The sequence below is a fragment of the Streptomyces sp. genome (assembly GCF_036566765.1).
Taxonomy (GTDB): domain Bacteria; phylum Actinomycetota; class Actinomycetes; order Streptomycetales; family Streptomycetaceae; genus Streptomyces.
Genome location: NZ_DATCVQ010000194.1, coordinates 1 through 17,512 on the forward strand (window position 1 = coordinate 1; position 17,512 = coordinate 17,512).

Annotated in this window: 21 protein-coding genes and 1 pseudogene; 18 read left to right on the forward strand and 4 right to left on the reverse strand. The window is 68.3% G+C overall.

The window, feature by feature from the left end; genetic code table 11:
- Positions 1–178 precede the first annotated feature (178 nt).
- Complete coding sequence (locus tag VIU94_RS10825) at positions 179–961, reverse strand: GntR family transcriptional regulator (protein ID WP_331910104.1); 783 nt, start codon at positions 959–961, stop codon at positions 179–181.
- A gap of 217 nt (positions 962–1,178) precedes the next feature.
- Here VIU94_RS10825 and VIU94_RS10830 point away from each other — a divergent pair, with 217 nt between their 5' ends.
- The 4 genes from VIU94_RS10830 to VIU94_RS10845 all read left to right on the forward strand — a co-directional run bounded on the left by VIU94_RS10830 (position 1,179) and on the right by VIU94_RS10845 (position 2,589).
- On the forward strand, positions 1,179–1,370 hold the full coding sequence (locus VIU94_RS10830; protein WP_331910136.1) for a helix-turn-helix domain-containing protein: 192 nt from the start codon (positions 1,179–1,181) through the stop codon (positions 1,368–1,370).
- Positions 1,367–1,660 (forward strand): hypothetical protein, encoded by a 294-nt coding sequence (locus VIU94_RS10835; protein ID WP_331910106.1) that lies wholly within the window; start codon positions 1,367–1,369, stop codon positions 1,658–1,660. Before VIU94_RS10830 ends, VIU94_RS10835 begins: the two co-directional genes overlap by 4 nt.
- A gap of 171 nt (positions 1,661–1,831) precedes the next feature.
- A complete protein-coding gene (locus VIU94_RS10840; RefSeq protein WP_331910108.1) occupies positions 1,832–2,182 on the forward strand; it encodes an SsgA family sporulation/cell division regulator in 351 nt (116 codons plus the stop codon).
- Positions 2,179–2,589, forward strand: coding sequence for a hypothetical protein (locus tag VIU94_RS10845; protein ID WP_331910110.1), 411 nt, complete (start codon positions 2,179–2,181; stop codon positions 2,587–2,589). Before VIU94_RS10840 ends, VIU94_RS10845 begins: the two co-directional genes overlap by 4 nt.
- A 634-nt stretch (positions 2,590–3,223) precedes the next feature.
- On the opposite strand, the gene VIU94_RS10850 is transcribed toward VIU94_RS10845, so the two are convergent.
- Positions 3,224–3,442 (reverse strand): hypothetical protein, encoded by a 219-nt coding sequence (locus VIU94_RS10850; RefSeq protein WP_331910112.1) that lies wholly within the window; start codon positions 3,440–3,442, stop codon positions 3,224–3,226.
- 172 nt (positions 3,443–3,614) lie between these two features.
- Between VIU94_RS10850 and VIU94_RS10855 the strand changes: the two genes are divergently transcribed.
- The 13 genes from VIU94_RS10855 to VIU94_RS10915 all read left to right on the forward strand — a co-directional run bounded on the left by VIU94_RS10855 (position 3,615) and on the right by VIU94_RS10915 (position 13,203).
- The gene (locus tag VIU94_RS10855) at positions 3,615–4,211 is read left to right on the forward strand and encodes a hypothetical protein (protein ID WP_331910114.1); all 597 of its coding nucleotides are present in this window, start codon (positions 3,615–3,617) and stop codon (positions 4,209–4,211) included.
- A 142-nt stretch (positions 4,212–4,353) separates the two neighbouring features.
- Positions 4,354–4,800: a transcriptional regulator gene (locus tag VIU94_RS10860; protein WP_331910116.1), complete on the forward strand. Its 447-nt coding sequence runs from the start codon at positions 4,354–4,356 to the stop codon at positions 4,798–4,800.
- Complete coding sequence (locus VIU94_RS10865) at positions 4,800–5,246, forward strand: hypothetical protein (protein ID WP_331910117.1); 447 nt, start codon at positions 4,800–4,802, stop codon at positions 5,244–5,246. Before VIU94_RS10860 ends, VIU94_RS10865 begins: the two co-directional genes overlap by 1 nt.
- A gap of 3 nt (positions 5,247–5,249) precedes the next feature.
- A complete protein-coding gene (locus VIU94_RS10870) occupies positions 5,250–5,642 on the forward strand; it encodes a hypothetical protein (RefSeq protein WP_331910118.1) in 393 nt (130 codons plus the stop codon).
- A 185-nt stretch (positions 5,643–5,827) separates the two neighbouring features.
- A complete protein-coding gene (locus tag VIU94_RS10875) occupies positions 5,828–8,002 on the forward strand; it encodes a hypothetical protein (RefSeq protein ID WP_331910119.1) in 2,175 nt (724 codons plus the stop codon).
- Between the two features lie 209 nt (positions 8,003–8,211).
- Positions 8,212–10,536, forward strand: a complete 2,325-nt coding sequence (locus VIU94_RS10880) for a DNA translocase FtsK (RefSeq protein WP_331910120.1) — start codon at positions 8,212–8,214, stop codon at positions 10,534–10,536.
- Positions 10,537–10,620: 84 nt separating this feature from the next.
- Positions 10,621–10,776 carry a hypothetical protein gene (locus VIU94_RS10885; protein ID WP_331910121.1) on the forward strand — a complete coding sequence of 52 codons (156 nt, stop codon included), beginning with the start codon at positions 10,621–10,623 and terminating at the stop codon, positions 10,774–10,776.
- Positions 10,777–10,807: 31 nt separating this feature from the next.
- The gene (locus VIU94_RS10890) at positions 10,808–11,191 is read left to right on the forward strand and encodes a RapZ C-terminal domain-containing protein (RefSeq protein ID WP_331910122.1); all 384 of its coding nucleotides are present in this window, start codon (positions 10,808–10,810) and stop codon (positions 11,189–11,191) included.
- 21 nt (positions 11,192–11,212) lie between these two features.
- Positions 11,213–11,869 carry an NUDIX domain-containing protein gene (locus VIU94_RS10895; protein WP_331910124.1) on the forward strand — a complete coding sequence of 219 codons (657 nt, stop codon included), beginning with the start codon at positions 11,213–11,215 and terminating at the stop codon, positions 11,867–11,869.
- A gap of 90 nt (positions 11,870–11,959) precedes the next feature.
- Positions 11,960–12,235 (forward strand): hypothetical protein, encoded by a 276-nt coding sequence (locus VIU94_RS10900; RefSeq protein ID WP_331910126.1) that lies wholly within the window; start codon positions 11,960–11,962, stop codon positions 12,233–12,235.
- The gene (locus VIU94_RS10905) at positions 12,232–12,396 is read left to right on the forward strand and encodes a hypothetical protein (RefSeq protein ID WP_331910128.1); all 165 of its coding nucleotides are present in this window, start codon (positions 12,232–12,234) and stop codon (positions 12,394–12,396) included. Before VIU94_RS10900 ends, VIU94_RS10905 begins: the two co-directional genes overlap by 4 nt.
- Positions 12,393–12,866, forward strand: coding sequence for a hypothetical protein (locus VIU94_RS10910; RefSeq protein WP_331910130.1), 474 nt, complete (start codon positions 12,393–12,395; stop codon positions 12,864–12,866). The genes VIU94_RS10905 and VIU94_RS10910 overlap by 4 nt, the downstream gene beginning before the upstream one ends.
- Positions 12,867–12,999: 133 nt before the next feature.
- The gene (locus tag VIU94_RS10915) at positions 13,000–13,203 is read left to right on the forward strand and encodes a hypothetical protein (protein ID WP_331910132.1); all 204 of its coding nucleotides are present in this window, start codon (positions 13,000–13,002) and stop codon (positions 13,201–13,203) included.
- Here the strand turns inward: VIU94_RS10915 and VIU94_RS10920 are convergent.
- Together VIU94_RS10920 and VIU94_RS44895 are read right to left on the reverse strand one after the other, a co-directional pair.
- Positions 13,166–14,023, reverse strand: a complete 858-nt coding sequence (locus VIU94_RS10920; RefSeq protein ID WP_331910134.1) for a sugar phosphate nucleotidyltransferase — start codon at positions 14,021–14,023, stop codon at positions 13,166–13,168. The genes VIU94_RS10915 and VIU94_RS10920 overlap by 38 nt on opposite strands.
- A complete protein-coding gene (locus VIU94_RS44895) occupies positions 14,020–16,218 on the reverse strand; it encodes an SUMF1/EgtB/PvdO family nonheme iron enzyme (RefSeq protein WP_422664589.1) in 2,199 nt (732 codons plus the stop codon). Before VIU94_RS44895 ends, VIU94_RS10920 begins: the two co-directional genes overlap by 4 nt.
- 634 nt (positions 16,219–16,852) lie before the next feature.
- On the opposite strand from VIU94_RS44895, the pseudogene VIU94_RS10935 reads away from it, so the two are divergent.
- Positions 16,853–17,512, forward strand: a pseudogene (locus VIU94_RS10935) (transcriptional regulator); the annotation flags it as partial.

Sequence of the window (17,512 nt, forward strand, 5' to 3'; positions counted from 1 at the left end):
CTCGCCTAACTGGGCGACGTACCAGGGAGTCCCGTGATGGCAGCCAGTCGGCAGTTCAGACGGGCCGCCAGCCCCGTCGAGCAGTACGGCCTGGGCGAACGTGCCGACTGCGGCGGCCACGTAGTCCTCGTTGGGCTTGTCATCGCGGCCAGGACGGGTGGCGAGGTACATGGGACTCTCAGTCGGGGATCTTGAACGTGTAAGACCAGACGAAGCGGCTCGCGGGGTGAACCCCTCGCGCGTACTCGATCACCCGGCCGTCCGCCGTTCGTACAACTCGATGCTGTTCGACGACTGGTTCCCCTGGCGGAAGCTCCAGATTCACCATCTCGTCCACGGTCGGCATCCGCGCAAAAACCTCTTCTGTGATCTCGTCAGGAGTCAGGCCGTGCTCGGCCAAGATGGCGAAGCCTCCCCCAGCGCCCGCGATACCTGGCCTGGGGTCCGTGATAGCTGTCCCTTCGACATCTTCACGCCGGTAGTAGCTCGTCATGGTGTGCGTGGGCTGCCCGTCGCGCGTCATGGTGCGGTCTCTCTTGTAGACCAGCGTTCCGGCTTCAACGCCGAGGGCCTTCGCGGCGCGCTCCTCCGCTTCAACCAGCGCGACTTCCTGGGACTGGCCGCCCTGCTGTCGCGCAGGATCACCGTCGTGGTTTGCGTCGGCGTACACCTCGACGGTTACGTTCGCCCACTTACTTCGCGCGTATCGATCCTGCCCGACACGCCTCACAGGGTGGGCTTCGCGTACATATGCGCCTGAACCGTAGCGGGTGACGATGCGCCCCTCGGTGCTGAGTTGAGCGATGGCCTTAGATGCGGTGTTGCGGCTCACGCCGTACTGCTCGGTGAGATCTCGGACGGTGGGGAGTTTCGCGCCAGGGCCAAATCGCCCGTCGGCGATGGCCGTGCGGAGATCTGCGGCGATACGACTGGCAGAGCCAGTCTGCGGCTCGGGACTCATGACCCAAGGCTAACAAATTGTCGTAGGCCAATTTCAAGATTCTTCATGCATCCTAGGCCAATCTCCTTGACAGCCTTCCGGCATCCTATGATGCTTTCATCATAGGATGCTTTCCCCCGCATTCCCGGGGATCCCGTACTAGCTCAACGAATGTCCGATTCCCTGGAGGGCTGTCTCGGTGTCCGGACTCAACGGCCACTCATTCCTCACGTCCTGGATGAAGACCAGTGAGGCTGCGCTGACATGTCGGGTCACTGCCGAGACGGTCATCGCGTGGGCGAAAGCTGGCAAGCTGCGCGCGGCTCGAACGCCAGGCGGCCACTACCGGTTTGACCCTGCCGAGGTCCGAGCGCTGATAGATGCGGACCCGCCGATGCCTCACTCAAGCGGCGAGGTGGCGGTCCGATGAACGCGATCTTCCCAGACATGCGAAAGCGGCCCCCATCCTCCAAGACCGAGGCCGCCCGCATGTTCCGTGCCAGTCGTCCAACCGGAAGGAACGACTTCATCATGACACAGACGTACGCCGAACCTCTTACACAGGAGGAATGCGCTGCGATCGACGCCTTCGTCGAAGGCTGGTTCCGACAGGCTCTGCACCTCGTACGGAGCGCCCACGGGACGAGCATGGCCGCAGCACCACCTTTCACCGAGATGCTCTCGGGCCTCGACGTGTACACCCCTCAGGCGGTGTCGTGATGACTCCCGCCCAGATGGCCGCCACCCTCGACGAGGTCGACCGAGTGACTCGCGAAACCTTGCGCTGGGCCGTGTCCCCTCACGAGGCACCGAGGATCGACGGCTGCGGCTGCACCGACAAGCGCTGCACCAACAGCTCCCACACCTACGCACCCCGCAGGACTCCCTGACATGACGAACTTCGTGCACCAGCCCTTCACCCTGTGGGCGACCGGCAGCGAACTGGAAGTCCACGCCGGGTTCCTCGCCTACAGCGTCGACACCCCCACCACCGTGGATCTGGTCTTCCCCCTGCACGACGGCAGCGGCGAGGCCACCAGCTACACGGTGCCCCGCGAGTTGCTGGCCGCCGGCCTCCAGCACTGCGCCACCTGGGAGGGGTCCACGGTCCAGCCGCACACGATGGCCGACTGGCTCGTGGCCACGCTGCCCGACGTCGGAAGCTTCTACGCCGACGCCGTCGTGGTCCGGCAGTTCCTCGACGCCACCGCCGAGCTCGCGCCGCTGGAGGTGGCCGCGTGAGCGCCATCGACCCGTTCTCCTACCCGGCCGAGCACGACGTCTCGTTCGCCGCCGAGCGCGCCGCGCTCGCCGCGAGCCGTCTGGAACTGGCGAGCGACCAGCTGGACGAGGTCGGCAACCGGCAGGGCGACAGACGCTCAGACGAGACACTGCTCTGCTTCGCCGAGCTGAACATCCAGCGGGCGCAGGCCGGCGCGATGCTCGCCATCGCCCACGAGTTGACCGAGCTGCGCAGCCACATGCCGCAGGTGGTCGGGGTCGGGCTGGAGCTGAACCAGCTCGCCACCGCCGTGGACGGGCTCGCGGGCGCCGTCGACTACCGCGCCGAGCCCCGCCCGCGCTGGTGGCAGCGGAGGATCCGCCGCGCACTGCGAACTGCGGCCAAGCCGCAGGAGACCGCCCAGTGAAGCCAGCCCGGATACCGCTGCCCCCGCAGATCCATCGCGGTGGCCGGGCCTCCGGTCCCCGTCCCGGCGCTGGCTCCAGACCCTGGCCAGCCCGGGACGGGGACACCCCACCCATCAAGCACCAACCCCAATCGAAGGAGATCGACATGAACGAGACCCCCTGCCCTGGCCACCTCGTCCAGTGCGGCTCATGCAAAGGCTCCGGCCGCGACCCCGTCCTCCCGCTGAGCCAGAAGTGCGACGTCTGCAAAGGCGTAGGCAGCGTCCTCCTCCAGGCCAGGCCCTGAGCTGACGGTCCGTGAGCCGCCCGACCCCCATTCCCTGGCCGGGCGGTTCACGAATCACCAGCCCTCCGCCTCCACAGACGGGGGCCACATCATCCACCGAGGAGATCCGACATGCGTCCCACCGCCTCCACCATGATCGCGTTCGCGCTGGTGTACACGCTCGCCGCCATCGGCCTCATCGCCATCGGCTACGAGCTGCTCACCTGACTCTGCCGATCTGTCCGGCCGTCCGACAGCGATCCGGACGGCTCGCAGAACGACAGACCGCCGGCACCCACGACGACTAAGACGGAGAAGATACCGATGGACCAGACGCCCACAACGGGGCCGTACGGCGAGCCCGCCGATCACGCGGCCGAGGGTGTCCCGACGCCCAGCCGGTGGTCCCGCTTCACGAAGCGGCGCCACCGCGCCGAAGCCCCGACGACGCCGACCGCCCCGCCCGTCGAGACGGCGCCCCCGCCCTCGGCTCCGGACGGGCGGGACACCCCGGAAAGGGCGTCCCAGACGTCGGTGGCGCGGCGGACCGCGGTCGTGTTGGCCGTCCTCCTCGCCGCTGTGATCACAGTGGCGTTCCGCGGCTCCTGGACGTCCCAGTCAGATGCGGCCCGAGCCGCCCACTTCGACTCGTGGGGCGCCTTTTTGTACCCGTTCGCGCCCGATGGGCTAATCGTTTTGGCCCTCGTTGGCGCGGTCGTCCTGCGGCACAAATTCGGGCCGCGACTGTACTGCCTCGTCGTGGTCGTCCTCTTCACGATCACCTCGTACGTGATCAACCACCTGCACGGCATGGGCACGTTCGTCATGGTCGGAGAGGGTGCGAACGCGGTCCTGGCGAAGGAGTTGGACGGCCGCGTCGTCGGTCTGATCGCTGGCCAGCTCGTCGGTTCCATTGCTTTCGGGTCGCACATTTTGATGCACGTCTTCCGACACCTATTCCCCGAGGCGCTCGACGGCGCCGTAAGGACGATCGCAGCCCCGGCGGCCACGCTCGTCGCGCCGCAGAACGCTCCGGGACACCTTGCTGAGGGTGTCCCGGCCGACCCGGAAGACGACAAGGAGATCCGCAAGCAGTTCGCTGCGATTGCGGTCCGGATGCTCCTCGACAACGGGATCAAGCCGACCCGCAAGCGGCTCGCCGTCGAGTACGGGATCAGCGAACGGCAGGTGTCCTACGTGATCGCCGACGTCGAGCGGGAGCGCGACGCCGAGGCCAGCGAAGAGCGGTCGGTGCGGATGTCGGGCCGGCCGATTGAACCGCCGCCGGCGACCACTTTGGCCCCAGTCGGATCGGTGAACGGCGCCGTCCCCTCTTCGACCGGAGACCAGTCATGACCCGCTACCAGTGCCCCTTCTGCGAGGCATTCCACCGCAGCGAGGAGATGCCGACCTGCCCCACCCACACGTTGGGCTACTCGGCCCGCTGTGAGACGTGCGTGTGGGCGGCTCGGCAGACGCCGTGCGGAGGCGGCCAGTCATGAGCCTCGACACGATGATCAAGCTTGTCGTCTTTGCCGCCGTCTTCGTGACGCTGTACGCCGCCCACAGCTTCGGCGACCACTGGGTTCAGACACACCGCCAGGCGTGCGCCAAGGGGCAGCGAACCACGGTCGGCGTGCGTGCCTGTCTTGCCCACGTGGCCACGCTCACCGCCACCAAAGCGGTCGCGCTCGGCGCGGTCATGTTCGCCACCGGTCTCCGCCTGTTGCCGGACTGGCTCGTGCTCGGCCTGCTCGTGGACGCCGCCTCGCACTACTGGGCCGACCGCCGCTACACGCTGCAGACCCTGGCGGAGCGGATCGGCAAGGGCGAGTTCTACCGGATGGGCGCCGGCCATCTCGGGTCGGGCGCTCACGCGCTCGACCAGTCCTGGCATGTGGCCTGGCTCTTCATTGCCTCCCTGATCATCGCTGGAGGCGCTTGATGACTGCCCTACTGATCTGTGCTGGCGTGATGGCCGTGGTGGCGGGTGTGTGTCGCTCCCGCTACGACGGCATCCCGCCACTCGTGTGGTGGGCGCAGGAACGCATGTACCGGCGCCGCGGGGCGATCGGCCGCCGGGCCCTGCGGGTCCTGCTCGCCGTGGTGCTGGCGGTCGGCGCCTTCATGGTCGCCGCGATGTTGTTGGTCGCCACCCTGGCCTCCGCGGCCGTCATCGCCGGCTTGCTGGCCGCATGGTTCTACCTGCGGCAAGGCGCGATCGCGGCCGAGCCTGAGCCGAACCTGACCGAGCGGCTCGCCAACGGCGAACTCCGACCGGAGGACCTCGACAACCTCGCCGGCCACCCACCGCGCTCTCGGATCACGCTGGACGTGACCGGTGCCGCCCCGACCCCTGCTCGACCCCTGTATGAGATTGAGGAGGCGTAGCGCATGGCACGCCGCGCGGCAGACCTGGCCCGTATCCCCACCCGCACCCCCGAGCAGGTCAAGAACTACGGGCGGGCGGGCGACGAGCTGCTCGGCGCCATCGCCGTCGAGTTCGAGTGCCGCCGCCGCGAGATATCCAAGCGGGTACACGCCCTGCTGAAAGAGGCCAAAAGACAAGGCTGCGGATCCGGTAAGGACATGTGGGTCCGATCCATGCGGATCACGATCGGCCTGATCGAAGCCGCCGTCGCCGTACGCCTTGCTCGGCACGGCCTGCGCGTGGTGTACCCGACCCTCGAAAAGCTGGCCGGCGTCGAGATCGATGGCCTGCGTGACCTGAAGTACGGCAAGGACCGCGACAAGAAGCAGCCCGACGACGAGCGCATGGACGTGTGATGATCACGAATACGGAGCTGCGTCAGCGGCGCAAGGCCGAAAAGAAGGTCGCCCGCAACCTCGGCCAGCACATGGGCAGCGACTTCGGGCAGCTCTGGCGCACCTTCGCACCATGGCTGCTGCTGTTCGCCGCCCTGGCCGGCGCTCCGTTGGCGCGCGGCCTGGCCATGTGGGGCGAGGTCGAGGTGTACGTCGCGCTCTGCGTCGGCGTGGCCGGGCTCGTGGTCTTGTGGGTATCGCTGCGCCTGACCGCCGGGCGGCGCCTGCTTGGCCGCGCGCACGAGGCGTTCAACATCGCAGCCCCGACCGGTGTCGTCACCTACACCGTCGGGTGGGGCATCGACAAGTACGTGATCATCGGGGCAGCCGTGGGCGGCACCGCCTCGGCGATCATCTGGCACCGCAGACACGCCAACAGCGACGCCCGCGAACTCGAACGCGTCGGCGGCAGTGCATGGGAAGGCGGCACCGTGCCCGCCCGCTGGAAAGGGTTCGTCGCCGAGCACATGCCCACCCTGTCCGACTCGACGATCACCGTGTTCAAAGATGACGACCACGAACTCGCCGTAGGCATTGACCTGGGCGAAAATGGCGTGCCGAGCGACTTGACCCCGTTGATTGAGCGGTTCACCCGATTCGCCGGCGGGATCGCCGGCGGCACCTCAGTCGTCGTCGGTGACTACCTTGACCGGGTCGGCATCCGGGCGATGCGCAAGGACCCGCTCAAGACGCCGTTCCCGTGGGCGGGTCCCTCCGAGCCAGGTGCCTCGATCATGGAACCGATCGGCGGCCTCGGTCTCTACCGCGACGGCGCCCCGCTCGAATTGTGGTTGCCGCACGTGCCCGGCGCGGGCCAGGACGGAAACGACAAGCCCCTTTCCCACATGACCCTCATCGGCATGAGCCGCGCAGGCAAGGGTGAGGCGGGCGAGGAGATCGACGTGAGCGTGATGCTGCGCCGCGACTCGGCCGTGATCCTCTGCGACCCCGTCAAGGCTGACCAGCAGCTCGGCGTGATCGGGGAGGGCGCGGCCTACGTGCTCGATACCCCGCACAAGATCCGGTCGTTCCTGCACAGGATGGTCAACCAGACGATCCCGGCTCGTAGCCGGTTCCTCGGCGACCCGACCCGCAACCTGCTCGGCAGGATCAGCAAGGAATGGGAGCCCGGCTGCGGCCTCGTCTGGCTCATGGTTCACGTCTTCGAAGGCGCGGCCCTGTACAACTCCCAGGACCTGACCAAGGTGTCGGAGCAGGCCGCCTCGTGCGGCATCCAACTCGTGTTCGAGGCGCAGAAGGCCATCCACGACCGAGTCGACGTGAACCTGCGCTCGAACATGGGCGACATGCTCATGTTCGGCGTGAACGACCCCGACGACGCCCGGCTGATCCTGCCCGAGGAACTACTTGACCTGGGCGCCGACCCATCCGTGTGGAGAAACAAGCGGGCAGGCATGTGCTACACGATCTTGTCGACCTTGCCGCTCTCCCGGCAGATCATCCCGGCCCGGTTCGCCCGCAAGGCCAAGGACGGCAGCGACATCGCCGCAGCCCTGGCCGAGTACGGTCACCTCGGCGGCCACCTCGACCCCATCACGGCCAAGACGTTCGGCGAGCCGTACGAGCAGTGGGCCGCCGCCCGCGCAGCCAAACGCGGCAGCACCCCCAAAACGCTGACGTTCGCGCCAGGACCTGCCGCCGGCCGCTACGTCGAGTCCATGCCAGCCGCTGGGCCGCAGGCGACGATCCCCGGCCGAGTCCTGGTCGCCCACCAGTCGGCCGCCGCCGCGATGCTGCCGCCGTCGGCCACCACGCGCAGCACGCCAACCGACCCCGCCGAGGAAGGCTTCGACCTCGACCCCAACGCTGGAGACGAACCGATGAACGAAGACGCCGAAGCCGATCTGATCGCCGACCTAGCGGCCGAGGCGGCCGAGGCCGCTGTCGCGCAGATCGGCGACGCGATGCTCGACGATCCCGAGGCGGCCCAAGTCGTCGCTCTGGCCCGTGAGGCCCTCGACGCCGACCTGGACGACGACGGTGAGGGCGAGATCGCCCCGCCGCTGCCCGACATCGAGTTCCCCGACGATCCCGACGAGGCGCACTTCACGCCAATCATCGACCGGAACGAGGCCCTCGACGTCCTGCTGTCGGTGTTGCGCGAGGACATCGGCGAGGGGCGCACGTTCAAGCCGCACGCTCTGTATGACGCTCTGGAGCGGCGGGCCCGGCGTTCTGACTCGTGGGTGCGGCGCTGCATGAAGACGTTGCAGGAGTGGGGCTGTATCCGGGAGACCGAGGTGTTCGGCGAGTACGAGGTGATCCACACCACCCGCCCCGAGCACAGTCACAGCGAGTGACCATTTACGCGTAACTGTTACCAAGATCGCGTAACTGTTACGCGTAACAGTTACGCCCGACAAAACGGACACGAACCCCCTCCCCCCTTAAGGACACGAGGCCGCACAGTCCCGACGTAACAGTTGGCGCAACAACCTGCGGAACGCCCCGCATAGCTCGGCGCCCGCGCACGCACGGTAACCACAGAAGATCACGAACGGAGACATCGATGCCCGCCCGCCGTGCAAGACCGAAGACCCAGCAGAGACGCCCCCCATCCCGGCCCACGCCTCGACGTCCCGCTCGAAAGCGGGGCGCCGACATCTCCACGCTGGCCAAAGCCGCCCACTGCGGTCTTGCCCGCGGCGTCGGCAACCTCATCCGCGCTTCGGCCGGCGGACCGGCCGTCGTCAGCGAGGCCCAACGACACGACAGCGCCGCTCTCAACCTCCTGACCGGCGCCGCACTCATGATCATTATCGGCGATGGACACGGCATTGAGATGCTCGACACCCTCGCCTACGCCGAGGCCGTACCGTTCGGCATCAGCTACCGCCTGACGCCCCTCCTGCTGGCGTGGGTAGCCATCCGGATCTGGCGCCGACCAGACGACCACGTGACCACGATGCGCCGCGGCGTCGGCCTGACGCTCGTGCTGGGCGCCGTGCTCGGCATGGTGCACCTTGCGCACGACACGCCCCTCATCGGGGATGCCGAGGCGTGGGGTCGCCTCGCTGCGGCGGGCGGCCTGCTCGGGCTGGCCGCGTCCTGCCTGGTGCTGCTGATCCCCGCCTTCTTCGTGATCATGATCCAGGTCGGGGTGGCTGGCTATGGGCTCATCCTCGTGTTCGGCGGCCTGTCTCTTCCGGGCCGCGGCTCGGCTAGGCGTCCAGCCGAGCAGCCGGCCGTTCGGCGATACACGAACGAGGCCGAGGAGGTCGAGGAGATCGAGACGGCGGACGAGCAGAGCGAGTCCCCCGAACCCGAACCCGAGGCTGAGGTCAGAGACGACGCGCCCCCGCAGCCTGAACAGCCCAGCGAAGCGGACACGCAGCCAGCCGAAGCCCCGAAGACCGAACCCCGGCGGACCGCAGACAGGGCCTACTCCCCGCCCGATGTGGCGACGCTGAAAACCGCGCCAGCACCGCGAGCACGGACGAAGGCCAACGACGTGACTGCCGCGGCGATCGACGCCGTTCTGGCCGAGTTCTCCGTCAACGCCCACGTGATCAGCTACGCGCGCGGACCGCAGGTGACCCGCTACTACGTAGAGCTTGGCAAGGGCGTAAAGGTGGAGAAGGTCGTCGCCCTCCGCAACAACATCAAGCTCGGGGTGAAGAACGAGCACGCCCGCGTGCTCACCTCCGTCCCGGGCAAGTCGGCGATCGGAGTCGACGTCCCCAACGATGAACGCGACCTGGTGCGACTGGGCGACCTCCTCCGCTCAGAGGAGGCCAAACAGCGACGCCACCCACTTACCGTCGGACTGGGTAAAGACGTCGAAGGCAAGGCCATCATCGCGAACCTGGCCAAGACACCGCACCTGCTCATCGGCGGAGCGACCGGCAGCGGCAAGTCCGTGTGCGTCAACGGGCTGATCTGCAGTGTCCTCACCCGGGCCACCCCGGACCAGGTACAGATGATCCTCATCGACCCCAAGCGGGTCGAGCTGTCGGCCTACCGCGGCATCCCCCACCTGATCACCCCCATCATCACCGAACCGCGTAAGGCCGCAGAAGCTCTCGAATGGGTGGTCGGCGAGATGGACCGGCGCTACGACGCGCTGGCCGAGCACGGGTTCAAGCACATCGACGACTACAACGCAGCCGTCCGCGACGGCACGTTGAAAGCGCCGTACGGCGCCGAAGAACTCAAGCCCTACCCGTACATCCTGGCGCTCATCGACGAGCTGGCCGACCTGATGATGGTCGCGCCGAAAGACGTCGAAGACTCCATCGTGCGCATCACCCAGCTTGCCCGCGCCGCCGGCATCCACCTGGTGGTCGCCACACAACGACCCAGCGTGAATGTGGTCACCGGTCTGATCAAAGCGAACATGCCGTCCCGGCTGGCCTTCGCCGTCGCCAGCAACACCGACTCGCGGGTCATCCTCGACGAACCCGGCGCCGAGGATCTCATCGGCGCCGGCGACGGCCTCTACCTGCCGATGGGGGCGAGTAGCCCGATCCGGCTGCAGTCGCCTCTCGTCGAGGAGAAAGAGATCAAGGCCATCGTCGCCCACTGCAAGAAACAGGGCGCCCCCGCCTACCAGGACATCGACGCCCCCAGCCCGAGCGCATCCGAGGAGGCGCCGGATGTCGGCGACGACCTGAACCTGTTGATCCAGGCCGCCGAGCTGGTGGTGACCACGCAGTTTGGGTCGACGTCGATGCTGCAGCGCAAGCTTCGAATCCCCCACAAGGCTGCCGTGGCCCTGATGGACCGACTCTTTCAACACGAAGTCGTGGGTCCCAGCCATGAAGGTAAGGCGTGCGAGGTGTTCGTGAGACCAGACGACCTGCCAGACCTGCTGGCGGACCTGCGTAGCGCGTGAGCGCGGCTGTTTCGGGTGAGTGGCCGGCCGATGGTCGGTCACGCGCCCGAAGCGTCCGCTCCCACCGACACGATGGAGATCGTCATGAAGAAGCAGACCCAGAAGACGGCATGGCAGGCAGTCGCCCGGGAATGGAAGGCCGCCGCCGCGCACGAGTCCGAGGCCGGCAACAAAAGCAGAGCGGAGACGTTCCAGCGGGCCGGCGACAACGCGGTGAAGAAGGCGAACACCGCGAAGTAGTGGCTCCCCAACCAATAGAAAGGAACCAACCATGCCGAAAGGCCAGGTCACCATCACCTCGTTCGGCTATGGCCACAACCTGCCACCCGAGGCGGACGTGACCGTCGACGCCCGCCGTCTACTGCACGACCCGCACGTCGACCCGGCCATGCGCGAGATGACCGGCCTGGACGAGACCGTACGCCAGCACGTCCTCGCCACCCGCGGCGCGAAGGCGTGGGTCGAGCATGAGGCCGCCTCGGTGCGCACCCTCCTCGATCACGTCGGCCGCCCCGTCACGGTGGCTTTCGGCTGCGCGGGAGGCCGCCACCGATCGGTGGTCATGGCGGCCGAGTGCGCTCGACTCCTCACCGCGGCTGGCTTCGAGGTCCACCTGGAGCACCGCGACGTGACCAAGCCGGTCATCCGGCGCTAACCCCCTCAGGAGAAGAAGCAGATGGATACTTACACGCACCCCGACGTCCTCAGCCGAGGCGTGGCCGAGGGATGGGCCGACCCCCAGACCGACCCCACGCAGATCGACTGGGCGCCCCGCCAGGCCGCCGCGGCGATCCCGTTCGAGGTCGTCGACGGGCGCCCCGTCAACCCGCGCCGAGCCGAGCACCCGACCGGCGTCCGGTACGGCCGCTCCGAGCTTGGCCACTGGGGTGAGCAAATGGCGGCGGACGCCATCGTCACCGTCTACGCCGAGGACGGACGCTGGCTGGTCATGGTGGAGCGGGACGACGGCCACGGCTGGGCGCTGCCAGGCGGCACCGTGGAGCCGGGCGAGGATCCGGCCGACGCCGCTGCCCGCGAGCTTAAGGAGGAGACGGGGCTAGCGCTCGAAGGTGCCTGGGACGTACTGCCGGCTCGGTACGTGCCCGACCCGCGCGCCTCAGATGAGGCGTGGATGGTGACCGTGCCCGCCAGACTCCACCTGGGCACCGCCCGCCAGAAGGACCTTCCGCTTCCGGTGGGAGCGGACGACGCCAAAAGGGCCGCGTGGGTGCGGGCCGACAGCTACGCCGTCCTGGTGGCCCACCTCGCAGACGCCTACGAGGGGCGCCTTTTCGCCGCACACGAGGCGATGCTGCACGAGCTGCTCGGCTGACACCCGCACGCATTCCCCCACGATCCGGGTGTGCCCCAGCCGAAACCCTGCGGCTGGGACACACCCTCCCCCGGTGACAAGGAGATCACCGTGATCCCTGAACAGATCGGTTGCGGCATCCAAGAACTCATCGACACGCTGGCCGCTGACGCCCAACGAGTGCTCGCCGAGTACGAGGCGGCGCAGACCGCCGGCTATGACCGCGGAACAGATCTCACGGCCCGGGAGCTTCAAGGGCTCCGCATCGGGCTGGGCCGGATCCTCGCGTGGCGGGACGGCCTCCCGGCCGAGCACGTCGTGTCGGCTTTCAACCGAGGCCGCGACTACCAAGACCGACTACCGACCGCAGAGAGGCGGGCGTCATGAGCCAGTTCGAGGAAGACCGCGCTTGCGAGGCGGAACGGAAGCTCGCAGACCAGGAGTACCTGCGGCGGCAGGTGGACGAGTTCTACGACCGGCAGCGCGGCCAGCAGATCGCGGACAACGCACGAGGCTTCCCTACGAGCCGGGCAGAGCGGGCATCATGACCCAGACCAACAGCCCGGCGCCAGAGTCCCTGATGCCGGCCGATATGGACTGGCCGGCCTGCGAGGCGGAGATCACGAGGGCTCTCGCCGAACGCGATCCCGGCGAAGCGTGGGTTACCGTGTTCGACTGCCAATTCCAGCTGTTCGAGGCGATCCACCGCGAGCAGGACATGGCCCTGTGCCGTCTGCTGGCCCTCACCTGCGAGGCCGAGCACCGCGTCCACGCCTGCGTCCGAGACGACGAGCCGGAACCCCCTGTGGCGACCCTCGACGTCATCGAGGAGGCCGCAGCGGCTGACGACCACAGCGGGGTGCTCAGCGCAGCGTTCGGCTGGTGGCTGCACGTGTGGCGGTGCGCTGTCCGCCGCGACGACTACGACACGCTCGCCCGGCTGGCCTCCATGTGGGTGGCTCACGCCCGCTACTACCCGCCGGCCCAGGTCGTCTTGGCCACGCCGCCGATGTTCTGAGCAGAGGCGATCCCTCTGATTCCCGCACCCACTGGGGGTGTCCACATATATGCGCCCCGGTCGCTTCCCTGCGGCCGGGGCGCTTCTATGTCCGCGTTGCGTACCGAATGTCCGTTTCAGCTAGCCTGGTCGAATGGCAGTTTGGCGCGGCCCCGACGGGCTCCTGGTCGAGGTCATTGTGCTCGACAAGCGCGCCTGCCTGCGCGTCTCCCAGGTCGTGAACGGTCGCCGCTACCACCAGGCGTACTGCAGCCTCGCCCACCTCGGCGAGTACGTCGACTTGGCCGATCTCGTCGAGGTCATTTACCTACCTGGACGATCTCGGAACCGGCCATAGCTGGCACCGGCTCAGGCGTGCCGAGGTCGATCACGGTGCTGCTGGTCTGGATCGCATGGACAGGGTGAGCGCGGGCGTAGGCGTCGACCACCAGGGCGAGTTTCGGTTCGACGTTCGAGGGCCAGACGCGAGCGCGGGCGAAGGCGATGAAGTCGGCGCTGAGACGGGCCCGCCCTTCCAGCAAGAGCAGGTTGCTGCGGCCATGTTCGCGTTCGAGGGCACGAGCGGAGGCAGGCTCGGGTTTCTCGGTGAGGCCGAGTACCTGCCGGGGATGCGGGCCCGACGCGGTGACAAGGACACCGCGGTGCGCGGCCAGTCCATCGCGGTAGGGACGTGCCAGGACGCTCACCCCCGGGGGAGCCTTGGCCAGATCGAGCAGCGGGTTCACCCCGGGGTAGAGGTTGTCGGAGAAGACCACGTACAGCTCCCCGGCCCCGGTCGCCGTGGAAGCGAAGTGGTCGTCGGCGTTGAAGACGGACGTCAGGTCCGCGTAGGGGCCGCGCTGGGCGACGAACTCCACACGCAGATGCCGGTACCGGTCGGGTTCGACGAGGTCCTGCCCGGCCGCCCGCAGGTAGCGGCTGCGGCTGTGCGGGCTGAGCGCCTGGCGAGCCCACTCGGCGAAGGGCGCGTAGTACGGGTGGTGCACGATGACCACGTGAGCGGGGCCGAGCTGAGCGATCTCCTCCAGGATGTGCACGATGCCGGGGCGGCCGTCAACCGGCAAGAACTCCTTAGGCAGGTAGCGAGCCCAGGAACGAACCCGTGTCCCTAGTCCGCCGGCCGCCACCACGACCCGTGTCCGCTGGGTTCCGCTCATCGGAGGCCGTCCTCGGATAGGTTGCCGGGGTGAAGGTCGTACGCGTCACCGGCGTTCTCATCGAGAACGACTGTCTGCTGCTGCTCAACCAGGACGCCGACACCGAGCGGTCCTGGTCGCTTCCCGGAGGGAAGGTCGAGGTTGGCGAGGGCCTGGCCGACGCCCTGGTGCGGGAGATGCACGAAGAGACCGGGTTGGACGTCGAGGTCGGCCGTCTCCTCTACGTGTGCGACCACCTGCCCGCCAACGTGGTGCACATGACGTTCGAGATCATCCGGACCGGCGGCATCGTGGGCGACATCGCCGAGGGCGCTGATACCACTCCGATCCGGGGTGTGGAGTGGGTCAAGCTCACCGATCTGACCCAGCACGGCTTCTCCGCCTGCTTCGCCGACCTGGCCCAAGCCGGGTTCCCCGGCGCCGGGTCCTACATGGGCGCCAAGGCGAACATCGGCCTGTGACCGCGTGAACGCTGCCACCAGGCGGCCATCCAGCATGCTCAAGGGCAGGCTGCGCTCGGCCAGGCTGCTCATCCATTCGCTCAGCAACCCGGCCACCAGGTCGACTGGCATCGGCCGGCCGAGATCGTCGGCGATGAGGCGGATGCCGACGCCGCGAGAGCTGCCCGCCAGGTGGCGGTGCCTCAGCCGGGTGACTTCCTCCCGTGCGGACGGGGTGTTCCATGCTGCCCCAGTCAGCCATCTGCTCACGGGCCCGTCGCCCGCATTGGGCCCGTCGACGCACCACACCTGAACGTTGCCGAGCAGGTGGTGGATCTCATCATCGCCGCGGCCCCGTTCGATGATCGCCACGGTGTCACCCACCGCATAGTCGGCGTTGGTGGCCGTGGCACCGGCCATCAGGCCAGCCATCTCAGACAGCAGCGGCAGGCGGGCGCCGTGGCGGGCCGCAAACGCGGCAGCGCCGATCCAAGTCACCCAGTACGCCGGATGGTTCTCGAAGCCGGGGCTGACCGTCCACCGGCCGCCGTAGGGGTCGCGGTGGAGGCGTCCGCCTCGCTCGTGCGGCATCTCGCAGCACAGCACGTACGCGCCGCCGGAGGTGTTGTGCAGGCCGTGGTCGACGAGCTCGTTGAGGAAGTGAGCGTATTCGGCGTTGGTGACCAGCAGGTTACGCCACGCCACCTGTCCGCGAGGCAGCCACGCGACCGGGCATGGGACCGGCTCGGTGACCGTGGAAGAGCTGGCACCCCTGACGCGGGAGGCGGCGGTAGCCGGGGGCGGAGCCAACGCGTACAGGTGGTCTCCGGACAGCCAGCCCGCGGCCCTTCCCATCGCCTCGGACGAGATCGCCTGCTCCGCCACCAGCTGCTTGGCTGCGGCCAGGGATGCTGTGAGGGTCTCACGCACGACTTCGGCCGAGCGGGCGCTGAGCTCGGCAACCAGTCGCGTCTTGTTCACTGTCGTCGCGAACGTGTCCTCCCCGATCGGCGCCCGAGCCACGGCGGCGACGGGAAGCGGCACGCCCTCAAGCTCTGGCAGAAGCCGAGCCAGGCCGGCCCATGCCGCGTTCCGGTGGGTCACGGCGTCTTCGTAGGCGATGGTGACCACCTCGCGGCCGTCGAGCGCGCCGGCCAGCAGCAGCGTGTTGAGCACGTGCAGCCGGACCAGCGCCACCAGTTCGCTCGGCTTGTCGTCGGGCACCAGATCGGCCCATGTCTTCCACGCCGGGCGGCGTGTCATCGTCACCATGTGGCGGTACCTGGCGGCGTAGCCCCACCGGTCGAACAGGGCGCCCCGTGCGAAGGAGCTGGCAACGCCCAGCGGGCTGCGCGTGAGCACGGCCACGGGCGCGTCCGGGAACATCGCCAGCACGTTCGGCACGGCCAGGAAGAGGTTCGTCTCTTTGACCACCTGCCGGACTGGCGCGTACTTCGCCACCGCGAACGCCGCCAGCCAGTGTGTGCCGTACGGGGTGAGGTGTTGGCCGACCTCGGCCAGGCCGACCGCGTCTGGGTTCAGCGGTGACAGCGGATGATCGGCGGCGAGCTGTTGACGTAGCGGCTCGTTGTGCTGATCCATGAGCACGCGTAGCGTGTCCGACAGCCAGTTGGAGCCGACCCGTTCCATGGTGCCTAGCAGCAGCAACGGCGGATGGAGGCGTAAGCCCTGGGTCGCAGCGGCCGTCCGCGCCTGCGCGACTCGGGCCGAGATTTCCGCCAGGGCGGCACCCACAGCGTCGTGCTCGCAATCGCGCTGATCAGCTCCTATGCGGTGACCGGAGTGCATTTGTCCTCCCGTGTGCTCGGCTCGTGGCCTGCGCCACACGGTCCCGCCCTTGCCCGCATGGCATCAATGCCGGGGCAGGGGCATTGCCGCTGCGGCAATGTGCCTCGACGGAGCCGGACGTTACGCTCATCCCGTGGTCGCTATGAGTCGAGCACGGCGGGCCGACCTAGCCCGCCAGGCCCGCGCCATCCGCCGGGCATGCGTGGATCAAGGCATGGGGGCCGCGCAGGTGGCCGCGGCTATTCTTCAGCGGCTGCCGGACATCTTGCCGCTGGAGGCGTGGCGGTTAGCGCGCGGCTGGTCCCGACCGCAGGCGCTGGCCAAACTCCTGGCCCTGTACGAGGCTGATGGACAGCCTCAACCCGACGTCACCACCTCGATGCTGTGCCGGTGGGAACACGGCGATAGGGGCATACGCCCGGACTACAGGTACATGCTGTGCCGCCTCTACGAGGTGTCGCCGGAGCAGTTACGCCCCGGCGCCGCAGCCTGGCCACTCCAGCGCTCCAAATCTGTTACACAACGCCACCATGCGGTTACAGTACGAGGTGGGAGCCATGACGACGAGGGGACCGAACCAATGCGGCGTCGCACACTACTCGCGGCCGGGCTGACCATCCCACTGGCGGCACTCCAACGCCTGGACGACGCTCTGGCGGTGCCGCCACAACCCAGCCACCCCACCGAACCGACGCAGATCGCCCAGCAGCTGCGGAGAGCACGCCGCCAATTCGACACCAGCGACCTGGCCAGCCTGGTAACCGCTCTGCCCGGCCTGCTCGCATCAGCGGTAGAGGCGGCCGAACGAGCCGACACCCCCGCAGCGTGGGCGCTGGTCTCGGCGGCGCATGGTCTAGCCACCGACACCCTCAACAAGGTCGGCAACAGGCCCTCCGCTCGGCTGACGGCGGATCGGTCGATGCTGTACGCCGGCCGGTCCGAAGACCCAGTGGCCAAGGCCGCCTCGGCGCGAGCGCTGGGCATGATGCTGCGCATCCAAGGGCGCCCCGACCTCGCCGCCGCCGTCATGTCGAGGGGCATCGACCAGCTGACGGCAGCCGGCGTGCGTACGACGGCTCAAGCTGACATGCACCTGCGACTGCTGTGCGCGAGGGCCTACACCCACGCCTGGGGCGGGGACGAGTCGCGCGCCCTGGAGGGGATCGCCGAAGCCGAGCAGGCCGCCACCCGGATACCGGCCATGGCCCCGACCGCCCTACCCTTCGCCACGCTCTATCGC

Coding starts and splice junctions, on each gene's coding strand:
- VIU94_RS10835 (WP_331910106.1), top strand. CDS start 1,367: ATGAACGCGATCTTCCCAGACATGCGAAAGCGGCCCCCATCCTCCAAG.
- VIU94_RS10830 (WP_331910136.1), top strand. CDS start 1,179: ATGAAGACCAGTGAGGCTGCGCTGACATGTCGGGTCACTGCCGAGACG.
- VIU94_RS10895 (WP_331910124.1), top strand. CDS start 11,213: ATGGATACTTACACGCACCCCGACGTCCTCAGCCGAGGCGTGGCCGAG.
- VIU94_RS10840 (WP_331910108.1), top strand. CDS start 1,832: ATGACGAACTTCGTGCACCAGCCCTTCACCCTGTGGGCGACCGGCAGC.
- VIU94_RS10870 (WP_331910118.1), top strand. CDS start 5,250: ATGGCACGCCGCGCGGCAGACCTGGCCCGTATCCCCACCCGCACCCCC.
- VIU94_RS10880 (WP_331910120.1), top strand. CDS start 8,212: ATGCCCGCCCGCCGTGCAAGACCGAAGACCCAGCAGAGACGCCCCCCA.
- VIU94_RS10865 (WP_331910117.1), top strand. CDS start 4,800: ATGACTGCCCTACTGATCTGTGCTGGCGTGATGGCCGTGGTGGCGGGT.
- VIU94_RS10920 (WP_331910134.1), bottom strand. CDS start 14,023: ATGAGCGGAACCCAGCGGACACGGGTCGTGGTGGCGGCCGGCGGACTA.
- VIU94_RS10910 (WP_331910130.1), top strand. CDS start 12,393: ATGACCCAGACCAACAGCCCGGCGCCAGAGTCCCTGATGCCGGCCGAT.
- VIU94_RS10860 (WP_331910116.1), top strand. CDS start 4,354: ATGAGCCTCGACACGATGATCAAGCTTGTCGTCTTTGCCGCCGTCTTC.
- VIU94_RS10890 (WP_331910122.1), top strand. CDS start 10,808: ATGCCGAAAGGCCAGGTCACCATCACCTCGTTCGGCTATGGCCACAAC.
- VIU94_RS10905 (WP_331910128.1), top strand. CDS start 12,232: ATGAGCCAGTTCGAGGAAGACCGCGCTTGCGAGGCGGAACGGAAGCTC.
- VIU94_RS10915 (WP_331910132.1), top strand. CDS start 13,000: ATGGCAGTTTGGCGCGGCCCCGACGGGCTCCTGGTCGAGGTCATTGTG.
- VIU94_RS10885 (WP_331910121.1), top strand. CDS start 10,621: ATGAAGAAGCAGACCCAGAAGACGGCATGGCAGGCAGTCGCCCGGGAA.
- VIU94_RS10825 (WP_331910104.1), bottom strand. CDS start 961: ATGAGTCCCGAGCCGCAGACTGGCTCTGCCAGTCGTATCGCCGCAGAT.